The organism is Sulfitobacter maritimus (assembly GCF_013346665.1).
GTDB classification, from domain to species: Bacteria; Pseudomonadota; Alphaproteobacteria; order Rhodobacterales; family Rhodobacteraceae; genus Sulfitobacter; species Sulfitobacter maritimus.
On sequence record NZ_JABVBB010000019.1, the window covers coordinates 110529 to 126102 of the forward strand.

Consider the following 15574-nt stretch of genomic DNA (forward strand, 5'->3'; position numbering starts at 1 on the left):
CGATCCGAGAGACACTGTTCTTAACTCCCCCTCATCGGGGCTTAGGGGAATTGTGACACCCAATTCTAGTTATCTACTGTCGAAAAGACTAACAGCCGCGAGAGGTCGTTCCTTATCCTTCAATTTGCTCTGCGTTCTTCGGAATGAGCGCCAGCACAGTGCGATACCCCTTGGTCATCTCTTAGAACGGTTGGGGGAGCGGTCGTTCGGATGGGCCATTCTGCTCTCATCCCTAATTAACCTGTTGCCACTGCCCCCCCGGCGCTACGCTGGTGACGGCCTTCCCCTTGGTTTTCTTTAGTGGTCAACTGGGGCTTGGTTGTTCTTATATTTGGCTGCCGTCTTGGATCGCAAAGCGGACACTGTCGCGTTCCGCGCTGCGCCGCACAGTGCTACGTTAGCGTCCTATTTCCAAGCCCCTTGAGCGCCTGACTCAGCCGCGTCTCCAAGTCGTATTTCAACCTACGACCGAGCGGCTGCTCGGAATGGTACTCTTGTGCATCGCTTTAGCACTGTTTGTGCCTTTGCCGCTCAGCGGGTGGTTTCCTGCTATTGCGCTCTTCGTCGCTGGTATCGGCTTCATTGAGCGAGACGGTCTGGTTGTGCTTGCCGGAGTTGGCATAGGGCTGGCGGCGAGAGTCTTAACGGTTTTCGTCGCAATGTCAGTTGCAGTCGGAGCGGAAGCCGTCATGCATTGAGATTACCCTAGGTAAATGAAACCAGATACGCATCGTGGTAAGCACACTCTGTTTGAATTAATAGGCCACAACGTATGACCAATTTAAACCCATTCCGTTTAGTATTTTTGGGCCTCGTTGGACCTGACCGACGACGGTAGGATGCGCGGGATAACGGCTAGGTTGATGAGCACGATCACTGTCGCCAGGACTGCAGTTGCCTCCAGACCGAGTCCTGCAACGATGCCAATCCCAGTCGTAGCCCAAATGTTTGCAGCGGTCGTCAATCCTTGGACCTTTTGTTCTGCTGCGCGAATAATGATCGCTCCTGCACCCAAAAAAACCAATGCCCTGGATGATACCTTGCAGAACACGTGACATGTCTGGTGTGGGCATGCCAATCTGCAATGGGCCGATCACGAAGAGTGCCGCACCTACAGCCACTAGCATATGGCTGCGCACCCCGGCACTTCGCGCCTTGAGTTCGCGTTCATAGCCAAGCAGCCCGCCCAGAAACGCCGCCAACACCGAACGCAGCGTTATACGCGTCATGGTCGACAAGTCGGGAATATCGAAAATTCACTGATGATGGTTGCCCAAACTTCTTGCCATACGGATTCAATCCTCATTCCGCCAAACTCGACCGAGGCACAGCAAGATCAGGGTGTCTCAGAACGCCCCGGGTACTATCGCTTCAACAGTGTTCACGAGATATGGGCGTCGTCTACAGGCCAGTAGATGATACATCTAATAAAATTTCTACATTATAAGCGGTGAACCTTTTCATCCTCGCGCTCGACCCTCTTTAAGGAATGCCCGAAGGCTCGGTTTCTGAAGCCGCGGAGCAACCCGCTTGGTTTCGGGAGCAGGTCATCATCAGGATCTAGTGCTCCGATACATCTTACCGGTTCCCTCGGTAGTTCAAGAACATAATTTTCCTCCCACTTATGCAGGATCGGCGCCTTTAAGTGGCGCAACGATCGCGCAGAGGCAGCTGTCTGATCGTCCCAGCAAATTAGAACCACGTCCAACTTCAGCTGCTCGTATAAAGATCAAGTGGAGACCGTGGGAGCCGAACCAACCCGCCAGGCGCCGTGTCATGCCGCGCGAAACCGTGCCGGTTGTAAAAGGCCTCCAACTCCTCCGTTCGCAGCCCCTCCTCGCCAAACGGCTCGTGGTACAGCTCAATGCCGAGGTCAGCATCGTCTGCGGCCTCGACCAAAACCCGGAGAATATTATGAGCATATCCTTTGCCACGGTATCGAGGCGCGACCCAGATGCCCCCTAGGATAAATCTTTTGTTTTTGAGTGCATGCTCGATATAGGCGACGTTGTCTTCGGCATTGCGATAATAGGTACGCTCCGCGGTATCGCCAGGGCTACCGCAGAGCCCCGGGACATTTGTGATCCGCGCGAGAACTCTGTCATATTTTTGTTTTGCGCGGCGTCGCGAGTGAGAATCGGTTTGATCGAGTTCGGCCGTCAGTTTTGGATGTCGTGTCTCACAATAATCCCGCAGCCCATGTCGCAAAGCCACCGCGACAAAGGCACGAAGTTCACGGTTCAGATGATCAATCTCGCGCTGAAGGTTGCCGCGGGTGGCCGAGTTAGGGTCAAAGTTGGAGCGCTCATCACCCTCTTTTTCTCCCATGCAGTTCCTCCCGATCAGAATTTCCTGAATCTACCATAGCCTGTCACTGATTTCGTCGCGACAACGGACCCGCTCCCTGAACAAAGCGGCCCTCTACCAGCCAGATAGGCCGGCAAAGACGGATTGCGAAAAATACGTCGCCAGACAGTATCAGTTTGAAACAGTGGGCGTGCAAGGTATCTAGACGCTATGATCAGAAACCTTCTTCCTTTAACTGCCCTGCTGATGGGGTCATCCTTTCTCCTGTTCGCGGGAGGCGTAAACAGCCTGATTTTGCCGATCCGAGGCGAAGCCGAAGGCTTTACGGCGGCGTCTTTGGGCTTGCTGGGGACGGGCTGGGCGGTCGGCTACGTTGCGGGATGTTTGCGTACCCCTGCTTTGGTGGCTCGTGTCGGACATATACGCGCTTTTGGGGCCATGTGTGCAATTGCAGCGATTGCCGTGCTTCTCTCACTCGTTCTGATCACACCATGGGTCTGGATCCCAGTGCGGGCACTTTCCGGCTTTTGCTTTGCCGGTGCCGCCATGATCGTGGAAAGCTGGTTGAACGAGCGCGCGGACGCGAAATCCCGCGGACGGGTCTTTGGCATTTACACGATGGTCAATCTGGCGGCGACAACCGCCGGTCAGATGGTGCTGACTTTGGGGGATAGCAACGGGTATATCTTTTTCGTGCTCGCGGCCATGGTCTACTGTCTTGCTTTGCTTCCGACCGCTATGAGTGCGACGACGACACCTAGGCCACTGACACAGGCCAAACTCGACCTAATCAAGCTATGGAAGAACTCACCCATCGCTGTCTTCGCCGTCTTAATGGTTGGGGTCTCCAATGCCTCTTTCGGCACTTTGGCGGCGGTCTATGGCGCGCGCATCGGAATGTCGCTGAACGAAATCGCCCTGTTCGCGAGCATCCCGATCCTGGCGGGAGCGGCGTCTCAGATCCCGGTGGGGATCGCATCGGACCGATTTGATCGCCGGAAGGTTCTCATTGCGGTTACCATATTCGCCATTCTCGCAGACGTTCTTTTTCTCTGGATCGCCCTGCCTTCGCCGGCACTTGCGCTGGCTATGTCAGCGCTATTTGGCGCGACGGTCTTTGCCATGTATCCCATCATAGTGGCGCATGCGAACGACCATGCTGAACCGGGGTCCTTCATTCAGGTTAGCGGCGGGCTGCTTCTCATATTTGGCATCGGCTCAATCATCGGGCCCACAGTGGCCGGGTTCGCGATGACCAGGTTTGGCGCATCTGTGCTTTTTGCGGTCACGGGGTCCGTGCATTTGTCGTTGATCCTATTCGCGCTCTTGCGCCTCCGGATCGCCCCAGCAGTTGCGTCGAAAGACAAAGTTGCCTTCCAAGCAAAGCCCTTGGCGCGCGCGTCCACACCTGAGACAGCCGCCCTCAGCGCTGACCCGGCAGAGCTGAATGCCGATCAGCCTGAGCGATTTGAGGATGATCCCACCGCTGGAAACCAAGAATAGATTTATTGAGGTTGTCACGTTAACTACCTAAGTTTCCAAGCTGGCATGCCGGTCGTTTGTAAACGGCTCCCATACCGATTCCTCCTGTTAGATAACCTACTGCTCTCTAATAGGAGTCGCACTCGAAGATAGCGCACGCGCCCGTGTGAACTCACGTTGAAGCGCGATTTCCGTTTGATCAGTTTACCGGGGGGACGGCACCCTTTCCGCCAGGTTTAGTCGGAAGCAGGCGGCCAAAGTCTGTAGGGGAAGCGGAAGCAGACTTTGCATAACCGCGTTGTTGATTGTCACTGAGAACTGATGGGGGTGGATACCTCCTCCTGAAGGCACACGTAGGTCGTCTGACTTCTGCCCACACCGCGACAGATTCCGCATGCGACGTGCCTTCATCGCCTCAAATCTGAACGAACAAAGAACCGGCCTCAAACGCCACGGGTTAAGCCAGACGAGAATGCGGCCTTCGTGGGTATCGCCTCTGACCTCTTATTTTCTCGCTTTTGGAATATGCCGGAACATCTCTCTGCGGGAATGGTTCTATATAAGACAACGACTTGCCAAAGGATATGGAGGAGCCGCATCACCCTAACTTGTTGGTACAGGAAAGGTTTTAGCAGATGCGCTTATCTTCGAACGGAATGATAAATGGACGAACAGCCATTGTGTAATGTCACGGAGGCCCCCGCCGCAGAGGCGTGCCCTGTAGTCTCACCCGGCCGGAACTGCTGTGCCATATCAGCCGCGAACCGTGCGACAATATTGATCGACGGCGCCTCTTATTTCGCGGCGTTGCACGACGTTTCAACGCGGGCCGAACGCTCGATCACAATTATCGGCTGGGATTTTGATGCCAGTATTCAACTCCGCCCCCAGGATGGACCGCACGCCTCCTCCTTGGGGGATATGCTGCGCGGATTGGTCGAACAGCGCCCAGAACTCCACGTTCGCATTCTGATCTGGAGCCTGGCGACGGTTCATACACCAAGTGCGACCCTGCCTCTGCTTCGGGGTGCGGAATGGGCGGACCATGAGCGTATCCACCTGAAACTCGACACGCATCATCCCATATATGCTTCTCACCATCAGAAAATCGTCATCGTTGATGACACGGTGGCCTTTGTCGGCGGGATGGACCTGACGGTTGCCCGCTGGGACAAGCCCGGGCATTCATTGGACGAGCCGCTGCGAAGGGATGCTGATGGCACGCCCTATGAGCCGGTGCATGATGTGCAAATGGTTTTGGACGGGCCCGTCGTCGGTGAACTCTGCAAGGTTGCGCATTCGCGCTGGTATGATGCAACCGGGGAGCTGTTGGCTGCCCGGCCTGCAAAAGACCGCTGGCCCGCCTCAGTGGCCCCGGACTTCACGAATATCAGCGTTGCGGTTTCGCGAACTAGACCCGGCTTTGGCGCTCAGAAGAGTGTGGAGGAGACCGCTCAGTTGACCGAAGATCTGCTGGGGGCGGCAAAGGATACGATCTATATCGAAGCGCAATATTTCACGGGGCGTCGCATGGGGAGAAAGCTCAAGCAATTGCTTGCGCAGCCCGACGGGCCCCAGATTGTCGTCATTTGTACGCTTGTTGCCAATGGCATTGTGGAACGCTTTATCATGGGCGCGAACCGGGAGCGTCTGCTGCGCCGGTTAAAAGCGGTCGACCGCTACAACCGTCTTCATGTCTATTGTCCCGTCACCGGCGATGATGACCGGCACCGGCTGCTCATTCATTCCAAGGTAATGATTATTGATGACCAATATCTGCGTATTGGGTCGGCGAACCTCAACAACCGGTCGGTGGGTCTGGATACCGAATGCGACGTGACCCTAATCGCCCAGTCCCGGAAAGCACGCGAGACGATCCGGCAGGTGCGAAACACCCTCCTAGGGGAGCATCTGGGTGTTGCGCCCGAGACGCTGCGGCAATCCTCTCAGTCTGGAAAGGTGCTACCGGAGGTCATCAACGGGCTGCTGTGCGATTGCAAGAGCCTAGAACCTCTCGACGTCGGCCCCGGAAGGACACGCCCCTTTCCCGGCACCTTCCTACTGGACCCCGAACGGCCCCTGCCATTTCTTGGCGGGATTCAAGCGCTCTGGTCCCGGTTGACCCGGCTTGGCCGGACGCGCGCGAAGAAGAGCTCGGAACTCCCCAGGACCACCAACCCGATACACAAGGGGATGAGAAAATAGACGAACCGAAACACGAGGATCGCGCCGATCAGCCCCTCACCGGGGAGCAGATAGGTCAACACCGCTTCGATCACCCCCAGGCCGCCGGGCACATGACTAACGATGGTGGCAACATTCGCGCTGACATAGGCGGCCACGATGGGGAAATAACTGATCTCGGCCACGGAAAGTACAGTCTGATGCAATGCTGCGGCAACAAAAGCAAAATTCACCGGCCCGATAACACATTGCGCCACCGCCAACCTGAGCTTGGGCATCTCGAGCCTGTGCCCGCGGATCTTGATCGCGCCCGTGGCGAAAGCCGCCATCAAGAGATACACAACCGGGCAAGCAAGCGTCACCAGCGCGATCAGCCGCGCCACGGCGGGGCTCAGTCCCAAGGCATTTATCGCGATTTCCGGCGCCACGAGCAGCGCGGCGCCCCCGAGGATCGCAAGCCCCAGCCCGACGGTCACCCCACAGAAAACGATCAGTTTGGCGATATCGGCGCGGGCAAGTCCCCAGCGGCTATAGTAGCGATAGCGGATCGCGCCGCTCGACAGGGCGGCCAACCCCAGGGAATGGCCGATCGACAGGCTGGTAAAGGAGGCGAGCGCAACTTTGCGGTAGGCCAGCGGACGATTGACATACCGCAGGGCCAGCCAGTCAAACCCGGTCAAGGTAAGATAGCTCAGCGCCGCGAAGCCCAAGGCGGCCAGCATATGCGCCCCGGACACTGCCGTAACGGCCGCGACGAGTTCGGGCCAGTCGTAGCGCGACAACGCCCGATAGAGCAGATAGAGCGCCAGTGCGAAGACAGCGACGCCGATGGCATAGCCAAGCCATCGGCGCGTCTTGGACTTTTGCCCATCGTCCACTTTCGAGGATGGCGTATCTTCTGGCGTCTTCAGGTTTTCTTCATGTGTCATGGCGATTTAACGCTTCGTGCCGGGTTTTCGATCCAGAGCCGGTACAGGGGTTTGCTTCCTGCGCGTTTCTTTTTGATGGGAGTGCCAAAGGGGCGGCTCGCATATGAATGATGACCTTGCCCAATCCATTCGGGTGATGACGTGGAACATTCATGGCGGCCGCGGCCCGGACCGGCGCCGCGATCTGCAGCGTGTCGTGGATCTGGTTCAACGCCATGAACCGCATATTATCGCACTGCAGGAAATTGACTCTCGTGGGCAGACGTCGGCTGTGCCCGACGCCTTCGACTTCCTCGGCGAGGAGCTTGGCGGCAACAGCTATGCGACCCGTCTGATCCGCGCCCCTGACGGCGACTATGGCCATGCGGTGATAAGCCACTGGCCAATGGCGGTGGCCCGCTATCATGACATTTCCTACAAGCGCCGCGAACCTCGCCTCGCGATAGAAACGATACTGGAAACACCTCTGGGGCCGCTGCAAGTCGTGGCCGCTCATCTGGGTTTGAGCTTCCGCGAAAGGCTGCAACAAGCCGAGAAGCTGGTGCAGATCGTCAAGAACGGGGGTGAACGTTCGGTGCTGATGGGCGATCTGAACGATTGGATCGCCAGAAGTGCGGTGCGACGGGTCTTGGACAGACAGTTCCCCGGGCATAGCCACCTGCGGACGTTCCCTGCAAATCGGCCTATTCTGTCGCTGGACCGTATATATTGCCGTCCCAGGTCGATTTTGCAACGCTGTTGGACGGATCCCGCGGCCCGGCATGCGTCGGACCACCTTCCGGTTATTGCGGATCTTAATCTGATGAATCCCCCTTAACCGCAACGGACAGGGTGTCGATTGGCGAATATGGAATCCACTTGCAGTGGCGATGCCCTCACCGTGTCCGGTCGAAGAGACGTTCGTATTCGCATCCATCGGCCACGCCCCTGGAGCCGAGTGTAGGCTCGATGGCCCGCGGGGGTCTGTCGACCGAACCAGTATTTATACCCGAACGGTTGCTTTCAGAACTACGATCAAAAGCAGTTCTTTAGGTTCCTACAAACCATACGCCAAGCATCCAGATCCCCATGCCGAACATTACCAAGTTCTCTGTCAGCGAGATAAACCCTAGGCGCACATTTGAGCCGCCGCCGACGCAGGCACATTTTAGGTCGCGCTTTTCGACATAGGCCGCTTTGATGACGCTGACCGCGCCAATGGAGCCGATAAAGATGCCGGCCGGTGCTACGAGCCAGATCAGCGCACTGCCGGTGCCGATCAATGCCATCATGCCGACGCCGGCCCAAAGCTCAGCAAAGGGATAGATATAGCCATAGGGCACGTATTTACGCGCCAAGAGGTCATAGCCCAAGAACCCGTTCACGAACCCGCCCACATCTTGCAGTTTCTGAATAGCCAAAGCGACCATCGAGATTGCGAAGAACCATTTCAAGAGCGTTAGGACTGGAAACCCATCGTAGAGGTTCAAAACGATTGCCAACGCCATTAGTAACGTCGATCCGAAGATTGCAATGATCGGCACGTAGGTCGTTTCGTCTTTGCCGAGAACGCGATAGCCGAAATGCTTTTTGAGGTCGGTAAAGCCACCGATCCGCTCGCCTCCAATGAAGGTTTGCGGCGTCGTTTCGACTCCGTGAGCATCCATGTAGGCGTCAACCTCGCCGCGCGTGGTCAATAGGTTATCGTCAACTTCATAGCCCTTGCGTTCCAATAGGGCCTTCGACTTGAGGCCGAAGGGACAGAGGTGTCCCGGCATTGCCATTCGGTAAAGTGAAGCGGTCTTGTTCTTGCCGTGACTTTTGTCGCGGGCCGTGCTGGGGCCGTCGATTTGGATATCTGTCATCGGTAGCGTCCTTTCCTATCAGGCATTGCAGCCGTAAAAGCCGCGGTATCCGGCGCGCAGACCGGCATCGAGTTCGAGGATTAGGTCAGCCTCCTGTGGCCCGGCAGTCGCGTCGAGAAGACCCTCGCCTTCAGGCGCCCGCAAAAGCAGCGCCATACCCTCGGCCGTTAGCGCGGGGCCGGAGGCGATCGTATCGGCATCCTTAACGTCAAGCCGCAGCAGATCGCCGGAGAGGCGGAGCAGTGCCGCACCATCATCGCCAATCGCCAGCACGGGTGGGCTGGTTTCCGTATAGGTAAAGGTGCAGGCGGCGCCATTCGGGAAGAGCTTTGCGATATAGGCCTCCTTCAGGAACTGCGGGTCGAGGGTCGCGACTTCGGCTGTCGAGAGCGCCTCATCCAGCGAGACGATCTCGCCCGGGCCGCTTTCGTTTCGATCCCCCGCGTCGCCCTGCGCTTCAATGTCGGTGGTGAGATACCGCATCTCGGCAATTTCCTTATCCTGGGCGTAGATGATCTCATCGGCCAGTTTGCGCACCCGCGGGTCCGAAACATCCGCACGGCTTGATGTCATGATGGCGATGGAATGGTGCGGAATCATCGCCCGCATATAGCTGGTGTCGCCAACTGTCACTTGGCTGCGCACCAGCCAAAGCGACGTCGCGAAAGCAACGGCGGCACCTACGAAGATCGCGATGTTGGCCTTCTTGCTGGGATACATCTTCAGCATAAAGGCGAGCATGATAATCGCCATGGTCGCGCCCATCAGTAGAGCCATATAGACGCGTGTTTCCGACCAGAAAACATGGCTGACGAGGTAGGTGTTGAGATACATTAGCCCGAACATGACGACCGTCGATGTCGCGATCATCGCCGCGAAACGGCCGTAGCCCATGCCGCCGCTCTCGTGTTTTTCGCTTTCATCTGTCATATGGAACCAGCTTTTCCTACTCAAAGTTGCCCTATACCCCCTGTAGGTATCTAAACCTGCGTGTCGCCAAAATGGTTCCATGGAGCGAATATGAAGCAGAACAAACAGAAGACGTTGGATCGCCTTGCCCGATTGGAGGGCCAGGTGCGTGGCGTGGCCAAGATGGTCGAAGCGGACCGCTACTGTATGGATATTCTGGCGCAAACGGCTGCGATCCGGTCGGCCTTGCTCGGGGTCGAGCGGCTGGTCCTCGAAAACCACGCGGAACATTGTGTCGCCTCTGCCATCGAGAGCGGCGACCCTGATGAGCAGAGAGCAAAGTTCGACGAGCTGATTGAGCTTTTGCAGAAGGCGTCTAGGTAGAAGTCGCCATTGATGCAGCACAATAGCATCGGCAATATCGACTATTAGAACCCTACAATAAATCGCACGCCCCAACACATTGTACGTTCACATTGAGAATGGCATTCATATTTTTCCAAAAGGGCTATGGTCATACCTGGCGCCGTCCTTCAATCTCGCGGACGTGACGAACTTCTGCGGCGCGGTCCTCCTGTTCTGGTGAAGCTTGTGCTCAGCAAATAACGAGCCTGCTCAGGGTTAATGCGAGGAAAAACTCAACGGAGGTCCAACCCATGTCCGATATACCATCCGCGAGGGGCTTTGACAGCACGCTCGCTCTGTTTCGCAATCCTTACGGGTTCATCTCGAAGACCTGCCGTGATCTTGACGCAGACCTTTTTGAAACTCGCATCCTCCTTCAAAAGACGATTTGCATAACTGGAGCTGCGGCCGCCGAAGTCTTTTATCGAGAAAACCGGCTGATCCGCACAAACTCGATGCCTGGTCGTATTCAGAAAACGCTACTCGGCAAGGGCGGTGTTCAGGGATTAGATGGCGCGACCCACCAACACCGCAAAAAGATGTTCATGTCGCTCATGGGAACCGAGCGGATCGCCGCTCTCGAAGGCATGTCGGTTCACATGCTAGACAGCTTTGCACCGGGCTGGGAAGTGAGGGATGAAATCGTGCTCTACGACGAAGTGCGTGAACTGCTTACGAGAGTTGTCTGCACTTGGGCCGGGGTGCCACTTCCTGAGACGGAGGTATCGACCCGAACAGCGCAGCTTACAGCGCTTTTCCAGCAAGCGGGGGCGGTTGGCCCGAAACATTGGGCAGCACGGCGGGCGCGTCACCGCCTAGAAAAATGGGCAGCAGGGATGATCCAACAGGTTCGCGATGGCAAGCTTCAGCCAACGCAGGAAAGCGCCCTTCATGTTATCGCGACATGGAGAGATTTAAACGGGGAGCTGCTGAACTCAAAGGTTGCCGCAGTGGAGCTGCTAAACATCTTGCGTCCGACCGTGGCGGTGTCGGTATTCGTAGTTCAGACGGCCCACGCTCTGTACAGGTATTCCCAATGGCAAGAGAAACTGCGGGATGACGAAGGCTTGCTCGAACCCTTCGTTCAGGAGGTTCGCCGCCTCTACCCATTCTTTCCTGCGGTCGCGGCACGAGTCAGAAGTGCTTTCGAGTGGCGAGGATATCATTTTCCGGAAGGGCGCAGGGTTCTGCTCGATCTTTACGGCACGAACACCGATCCGCGTTCATGGGATGCGCCGCTTGAGTTCCTGCCCGAACGGTTTCAAAGTTGGGACGAAAACCCATATAATTTCATTCCCCAGGGCGGTGGCGACCACTACACGAACCACCGTTGTCCAGGCGAGTGGATCGCGATCAGCCAGATGAAGGTATTCTGCAGATATCTCGTAAATGAGATCAATTACGATGTGCCGGATCAGGGTTCGGAGCTGGCCTCGGGAGAGCTGCCATCCCTGCCCAAGAACCGGTTCATCATGCGCAACATCAGGCGACGGCAATAGCTTCGGCCTGGTCCAGATGAATTGACCACGCATCATTGGTGGCGTCGAACGCCGCAGGGGGAGCGCATCGCCACCATAGGGATGGAATACGCTACCGGCTGAACTTGGCAGCATTGAGGAGCGTGATCGCAATTACGGTGCCGAGAAAACCTAGTAGCATCAGTAAGTCGTCGCGGTAAAAAAAGGCTGGGACCGAAAACAAGGATGACAATCTTTGTTATTTTATTTCAACGTTAAAGCCGTTTGTAGCAGATAGCCTTGATCCTGCAGTATCCCTTGAGCTTAATTGGAGCGAAATGCGAGCGGATACCTTCTGGTGCGGTGCGATTGGTTGAGGGAGGCTACCGGAATACTAAAACTTATGATGATCCCGAAAACAGTTTCGGGTCATCCTCGCTAAGGGCGACACCGTTGTTATGCCGCAGAACTCACCGCTTTAGATATTTTTACAAGGAGTACTATTTATGCAGCCGCTCTCGTCTAAAACAGCCCCGCCCGCGTGGTGATCATAGGAGCCGGTTTCGCGGGGCTGGAGGTGGCAAAAGCTCTTGGACGTGCCGACATTCAGGTCGTCTTAGGGTCAGGACTCATTGAGTTTCAAAGCCAGTAGATGACGATGGCGGCGAGAGCGATGGCTGACAGGAAGACCTTTGGGCACCTGTCGTATCGGGTTGCCACGCGCCGCCAATCCTTGAGCCTGCCGAACATGATCTCGATGCGGTTGCGTCGTTTGTAGCGCCGCTTGTCGTATTTCACGGTGTTCTTGCGCTGTTTTCGACCCGGGATGCAGGCGCTTATCCCTTTGTCTTTTAACGCTTCTCGGAACCAATCGGCGTCATAGCCCCTGTCGCCAAGCAGCCAATCGACGTTCGGCAGGCGGCTCAGCAAAGCCCGTGCGCCAATGTAGTCGCTGACCTGACCGGCCGTTACAAACAGATTAAGAGGGCGACCTTGGCTGTCGCAAATGGCGTGCAGTTTGGTGTTCATGCCGCCTTTGGTGCGACCGATCAGGCGTCCACGCCCCCCTTTTTCACGCCCATACTGGTCGCTGTTCGGTGGGCTTTGAGATAGGTCGCGTCGATCATGACCGTCTTCTTCTCGCCGTGCCCGGCGGCCAGACCGGCCATCATCCGGGCAAAGATGCCCCTGTCGCTCCAACGTTTCCAACGGTTGTAGAGCGTCTTGTGCGGCCCGTATTCCGCCGGTGCGTCGCGCCAACGCAACCCATTGCGGTTGATGAAAATAATGCCACTCAACACACGCCGATCATCGACGCGTGGCTTACCGTGGGACTTGGGGAAATAGGGCTCAAGACGCGCCATCTGCGCATCGCTCAACCAGAAAAGATCAGACATGTTCACCGCTCGTTTTTCCGAGCCGTGAAACATGCCCTTAACAGGAAATCAATGGGTCCTGACCCTAGGTTGGCTGGCAGGAAAAATCGCCTTGACGTCCCATAACAGAGCCGTCATCGTTCACTTAACAATAAGAACGATCAGTAACCTACGGCTTTTATTGCATAAATGGAGGATCAAATGGCCAATGAACTCAAGAAGGTCGCGCTGGTAGGCTGGCTAGGCGTCAGCTTCGCATTGAGTGGCGTAGCTCAGGCAGAGACCGCCAAAGTAGCGACTGACCCCAGCTTTGTCCCGTTTGAAATGATGGACCAAGAGACCGGCGAAATGACCGGTTTTGACATGGACATGATCCGAGAACTGGCCAAACGTTCAGGATTTGAGGTCGACATTAACACTATGGACTTCAACGGGATCATTCCGGCCGTCCAGACCGGAAGCGTGGACATCGCGATTGCCGGCATCACGATCACCGATGAACGTGAAAAGATTGTCGATTTCTCAGACCCTTATTACGATAGCGGTCTGCAAATTCTCATCAGTTCCAACAATGACGAAGTCGAAGACCTCGACGATCTTAAGGGCATGAAGATCGGCACAAAAATCGGCTCGACCAGCTTTGACTTCCTGACCGAGAAATTTGGCGATGAAGCCACGATCACGCCCTATCCAGGGTCCAGCGACATGTATCTGGCCCTTATGGGTGGCAGTGTAGACGCCGTATTTTATGACGCGCCAAACGTAGGCTATTTCGCAAAAACCCGGGGCGAAGGCCGAGTGAAAGTCGTCGGCCCGCTGTATGAAGGGCAGCAGTACGGAATTGCTTTTGCCAAAGACAGCGAGTTGCGTGAGCCGGTTAACGAAGCGTTGGCCGAAATGCGTGAGGATGGTACCTACGACGAAATCCATAGTAAGTATTTCGGTACTTCCGAAAGCAAGTGATTTCGTTGAATCCACGGTGCCCATTCTGCGAAAACGGTGACCGTGTTATTTTTCGCCTTCCCGATGTAGATCTTCGGGAAGGCACTATTTTATGATGGAGCGACGCCTGTGAACGGCTCATTCGAATTCAACTGGCAGGCCGCCCTTGACTCGATCCCTTATCTATTGGCCGGTGTACCCTATACGTTGCTGATCTCGTTCGGGGGGTTGGCCATCGGGTTCGTGATCGGCATGTTCTTCGGACTTTTGCGGCTAAGCTCTGCTTCTTGGCTACGTTGGCCTGCCATTGTCTACATCGAGGTTTTTCGCGGCACCCCGGTGCTTGTGCAGGTATTGTTCATTTTCTACGGGCTGCCACAGCTTCTAGGCGGGCCGATTGACGCGATCACCGCCGGTATTGCAGCTATCGCTGTCAACTCCGGAGCTTATATCTCCGAGGTCGTGCGCGGCGGCGTGCAGTCCATCGAGCGCGGTCAGCGCGAAGCGGGCCTGTCACTTGGGCTGTCCAGGACTCAGACATTCCGCTATATCATTTGGCCTCAAGGGTTCCGTCGCATGATCCCTGCGCTTGGCAATCAAGGGATCATCAGCATCAAAGATACATCTCTTTTTGCGGTGATCGGTGTCGGAGAACTGGTTCGACAGGGGCAAATTTATATCGCAACAACCTTCCGCGCGCTGGAGGTCTACCTGATGGTCGCGTTATTGTACCTGGCGATCACATTGACGCTGTCACTGCTGCTGCGGCTACTGGAGCGAAAGGGGCTGGTGGGCCAATGAGCGAACAAAGCAACAAAACCCCTGATACTGACACCGCACCTATCGTGCGCATGGAAAAGCTGAACAAGCATTTTGGGTCATTGCATGTCCTGAAAGACGTGGATCTCACCGTCACCTCCGGCGAGGTGGTGGTTATCATTGGCGCAAGTGGCTCAGGGAAATCGACACTTATTCGCTGTATTAACGGGCTAGAGGAATATCAAAAAGGCCATCTTGAGGTTGACGGCAAAGTGCTAAAACCGGATGGAAAATCCAGCCGCGAGCTGCAACAAGTCCGCACCGAGGTCGGGATGGTATTCCAGCAATTCAACCTATTTCCGCACCTCAGCGTGATCGACAATATTACTCTCGCTCCTACTAAGGTTCGTCACGCTAGCCGTGCTGAGGCAACGAAGACGGCACACCGGCTGTTGGAACGTGTGGGCATCGCAGATCAAGCCGAAAAATACCCCAGTCAGCTTTCCGGCGGACAGCAGCAGCGCGTAGCACTCGCACGCGCCTTGGCGATGGAGCCGCGCTTGATGTTGTTTGATGAACCCACATCAGCGCTTGACCCCGAGATGATCGGGGAGGTTCTGGACGCCATGCGTGAATTAGCCCGCGACGGCATGACCATGGTGATTGTCACCCACGAAATGAACTTCGCGCGCGAAGTCGCGGACCGGGTAATCTATATTCATAAGGGCGAAATCGTGGAGCAGGGGACGCCAGAAGCGGTGTTTGATGCGCCCCAGAATGAACGCACGCAAAGCTTTTTGTCGCGGGTTCTTACACATTAGAAGGCCGAGTGTCGGTTTTCTGATGTGTAAGCTCATTGAGATTGCAAGTTGACGTGCCGGTGGCACGTCAACTGGAGAATGCAAAAACCCTGAGTTCGAGTGGTCCTATACAGTAATTTTCGTATTATTCTCGAAGTGATTGAACCGAATGGATTATTG

At 55.9% G+C, this 15574-nt stretch carries 15 protein-coding genes and 2 pseudogenes; 10 read left to right on the forward strand and 7 right to left on the reverse strand.

All coding sequences use genetic code 11. From position 1 onward, the window contains the following. The first annotated feature begins 52 nt into the window (after nt 1-52). Nucleotides 53-301, forward strand: a complete 249-nt coding sequence (locus tag HTT03_RS18930; RefSeq protein WP_174858111.1) for an exopolysaccharide biosynthesis protein — start codon at nt 53-55, stop codon at nt 299-301. Next, nucleotides 273-698, forward strand: a pseudogene (locus HTT03_RS18935) (exopolysaccharide biosynthesis protein). Before HTT03_RS18930 ends, HTT03_RS18935 begins: the two are co-directional and overlap by 29 nt. A gap of 98 nt (nt 699-796) precedes the next feature. Here the strand turns inward: HTT03_RS18935 and HTT03_RS18940 are convergent. The 3 genes and pseudogenes from HTT03_RS18940 to HTT03_RS01525 all read right to left on the reverse strand — a co-directional run bounded on the left by HTT03_RS18940 (nt 797) and on the right by HTT03_RS01525 (nt 2328). Further along, complete coding sequence (locus HTT03_RS18940) at nt 797-1051, reverse strand: MgtC/SapB family protein (RefSeq protein ID WP_425506273.1); 255 nt, start codon at nt 1049-1051, stop codon at nt 797-799. A 19-nt stretch (nt 1052-1070) separates the two neighbouring features. Further along, a pseudogene (locus tag HTT03_RS18945) lies at nt 1071-1229 on the reverse strand (MgtC/SapB family protein); the annotation flags it as partial. A 481-nt stretch (nt 1230-1710) separates the two neighbouring features. Then, a complete protein-coding gene (locus HTT03_RS01525) occupies nt 1711-2328 on the reverse strand; it encodes a GNAT family N-acetyltransferase (RefSeq protein WP_174858113.1) in 618 nt (205 codons plus the stop codon). A gap of 189 nt (nt 2329-2517) precedes the next feature. Between HTT03_RS01525 and HTT03_RS01530 the strand changes: the two genes are divergently transcribed. Together HTT03_RS01530 and HTT03_RS01535 are read left to right on the forward strand one after the other, a co-directional pair. Next, nucleotides 2518-3810, forward strand: a complete 1293-nt coding sequence (locus HTT03_RS01530; RefSeq protein ID WP_174858114.1) for an MFS transporter — start codon at nt 2518-2520, stop codon at nt 3808-3810. A gap of 642 nt (nt 3811-4452) precedes the next feature. Continuing rightward, a complete protein-coding gene (locus HTT03_RS01535) occupies nt 4453-5994 on the forward strand; it encodes a phospholipase D-like domain-containing protein (RefSeq protein WP_174858115.1) in 1542 nt (513 codons plus the stop codon). On the opposite strand, the gene HTT03_RS01540 is transcribed toward HTT03_RS01535, so the two are convergent. Then, entirely contained in the window at nt 5889-6902 is a 1014-nt protein-coding gene (locus HTT03_RS01540; RefSeq protein WP_174858116.1) for a lysylphosphatidylglycerol synthase domain-containing protein, read from the reverse strand. The genes HTT03_RS01535 and HTT03_RS01540 overlap by 106 nt on opposite strands. Nucleotides 6903-7005: 103 nt before the next feature. Here HTT03_RS01540 and HTT03_RS01545 point away from each other — a divergent pair, with 103 nt between their 5' ends. Further along, on the forward strand, nt 7006-7719 hold the full coding sequence (locus HTT03_RS01545) for an endonuclease/exonuclease/phosphatase family protein (protein WP_174858117.1): 714 nt from the start codon (nt 7006-7008) through the stop codon (nt 7717-7719). A 211-nt stretch (nt 7720-7930) separates the two neighbouring features. Here the strand turns inward: HTT03_RS01545 and HTT03_RS01550 are convergent, their stop codons facing one another. Together HTT03_RS01550 and HTT03_RS01555 are read right to left on the reverse strand one after the other, a co-directional pair. Then, nucleotides 7931-8746 (reverse strand): MauE/DoxX family redox-associated membrane protein, encoded by an 816-nt coding sequence (locus HTT03_RS01550; RefSeq protein WP_174858118.1) that lies wholly within the window; start codon nt 8744-8746, stop codon nt 7931-7933. A gap of 18 nt (nt 8747-8764) precedes the next feature. Further along, nucleotides 8765-9640 (reverse strand): DUF305 domain-containing protein, encoded by an 876-nt coding sequence (locus tag HTT03_RS01555; RefSeq protein ID WP_174858141.1) that lies wholly within the window; start codon nt 9638-9640, stop codon nt 8765-8767. Nucleotides 9641-9766: 126 nt separating this feature from the next. Here HTT03_RS01555 and HTT03_RS01560 point away from each other — a divergent pair, with 126 nt between their 5' ends. After that, nucleotides 9767-10039: a metal-sensitive transcriptional regulator gene (locus tag HTT03_RS01560; protein WP_174858119.1), complete on the forward strand. Its 273-nt coding sequence runs from the start codon at nt 9767-9769 to the stop codon at nt 10037-10039. 272 nt (nt 10040-10311) lie between these two features. Next, the gene (locus tag HTT03_RS01565) at nt 10312-11559 is read left to right on the forward strand and encodes a cytochrome P450 (RefSeq protein WP_174858120.1); all 1248 of its coding nucleotides are present in this window, start codon (nt 10312-10314) and stop codon (nt 11557-11559) included. A gap of 597 nt (nt 11560-12156) precedes the next feature. On the opposite strand, the gene HTT03_RS01570 is transcribed toward HTT03_RS01565, so the two are convergent. Next, nucleotides 12157-12914, reverse strand: a protein-coding gene (locus HTT03_RS01570; protein ID WP_174858121.1) for an IS5 family transposase whose coding sequence is annotated in 2 segments (ribosomal slippage) — nt 12157-12593 and nt 12593-12914 — 759 coding nt in all. Because the reading frame shifts where the segments join, the coding sequence is not laid out codon by codon here. 180 nt (nt 12915-13094) lie between these two features. Between HTT03_RS01570 and HTT03_RS01575 the strand changes: the two genes are divergently transcribed. From HTT03_RS01575 to HTT03_RS01585, 3 genes are all read left to right on the forward strand, one after another. Then, the gene (locus tag HTT03_RS01575) at nt 13095-13856 is read left to right on the forward strand and encodes a transporter substrate-binding domain-containing protein (protein WP_174858122.1); all 762 of its coding nucleotides are present in this window, start codon (nt 13095-13097) and stop codon (nt 13854-13856) included. A 108-nt stretch (nt 13857-13964) separates the two neighbouring features. Beyond that, the gene (locus HTT03_RS01580; protein ID WP_174858123.1) at nt 13965-14636 is read left to right on the forward strand and encodes an ABC transporter permease subunit; all 672 of its coding nucleotides are present in this window, start codon (nt 13965-13967) and stop codon (nt 14634-14636) included. Further along, nucleotides 14633-15415 carry an amino acid ABC transporter ATP-binding protein gene (locus tag HTT03_RS01585; protein WP_174858124.1) on the forward strand — a complete coding sequence of 261 codons (783 nt, stop codon included), beginning with the start codon at nt 14633-14635 and terminating at the stop codon, nt 15413-15415. The genes HTT03_RS01580 and HTT03_RS01585 overlap by 4 nt, the downstream gene beginning before the upstream one ends. Nucleotides 15416-15574 lie beyond the last annotated feature (159 nt).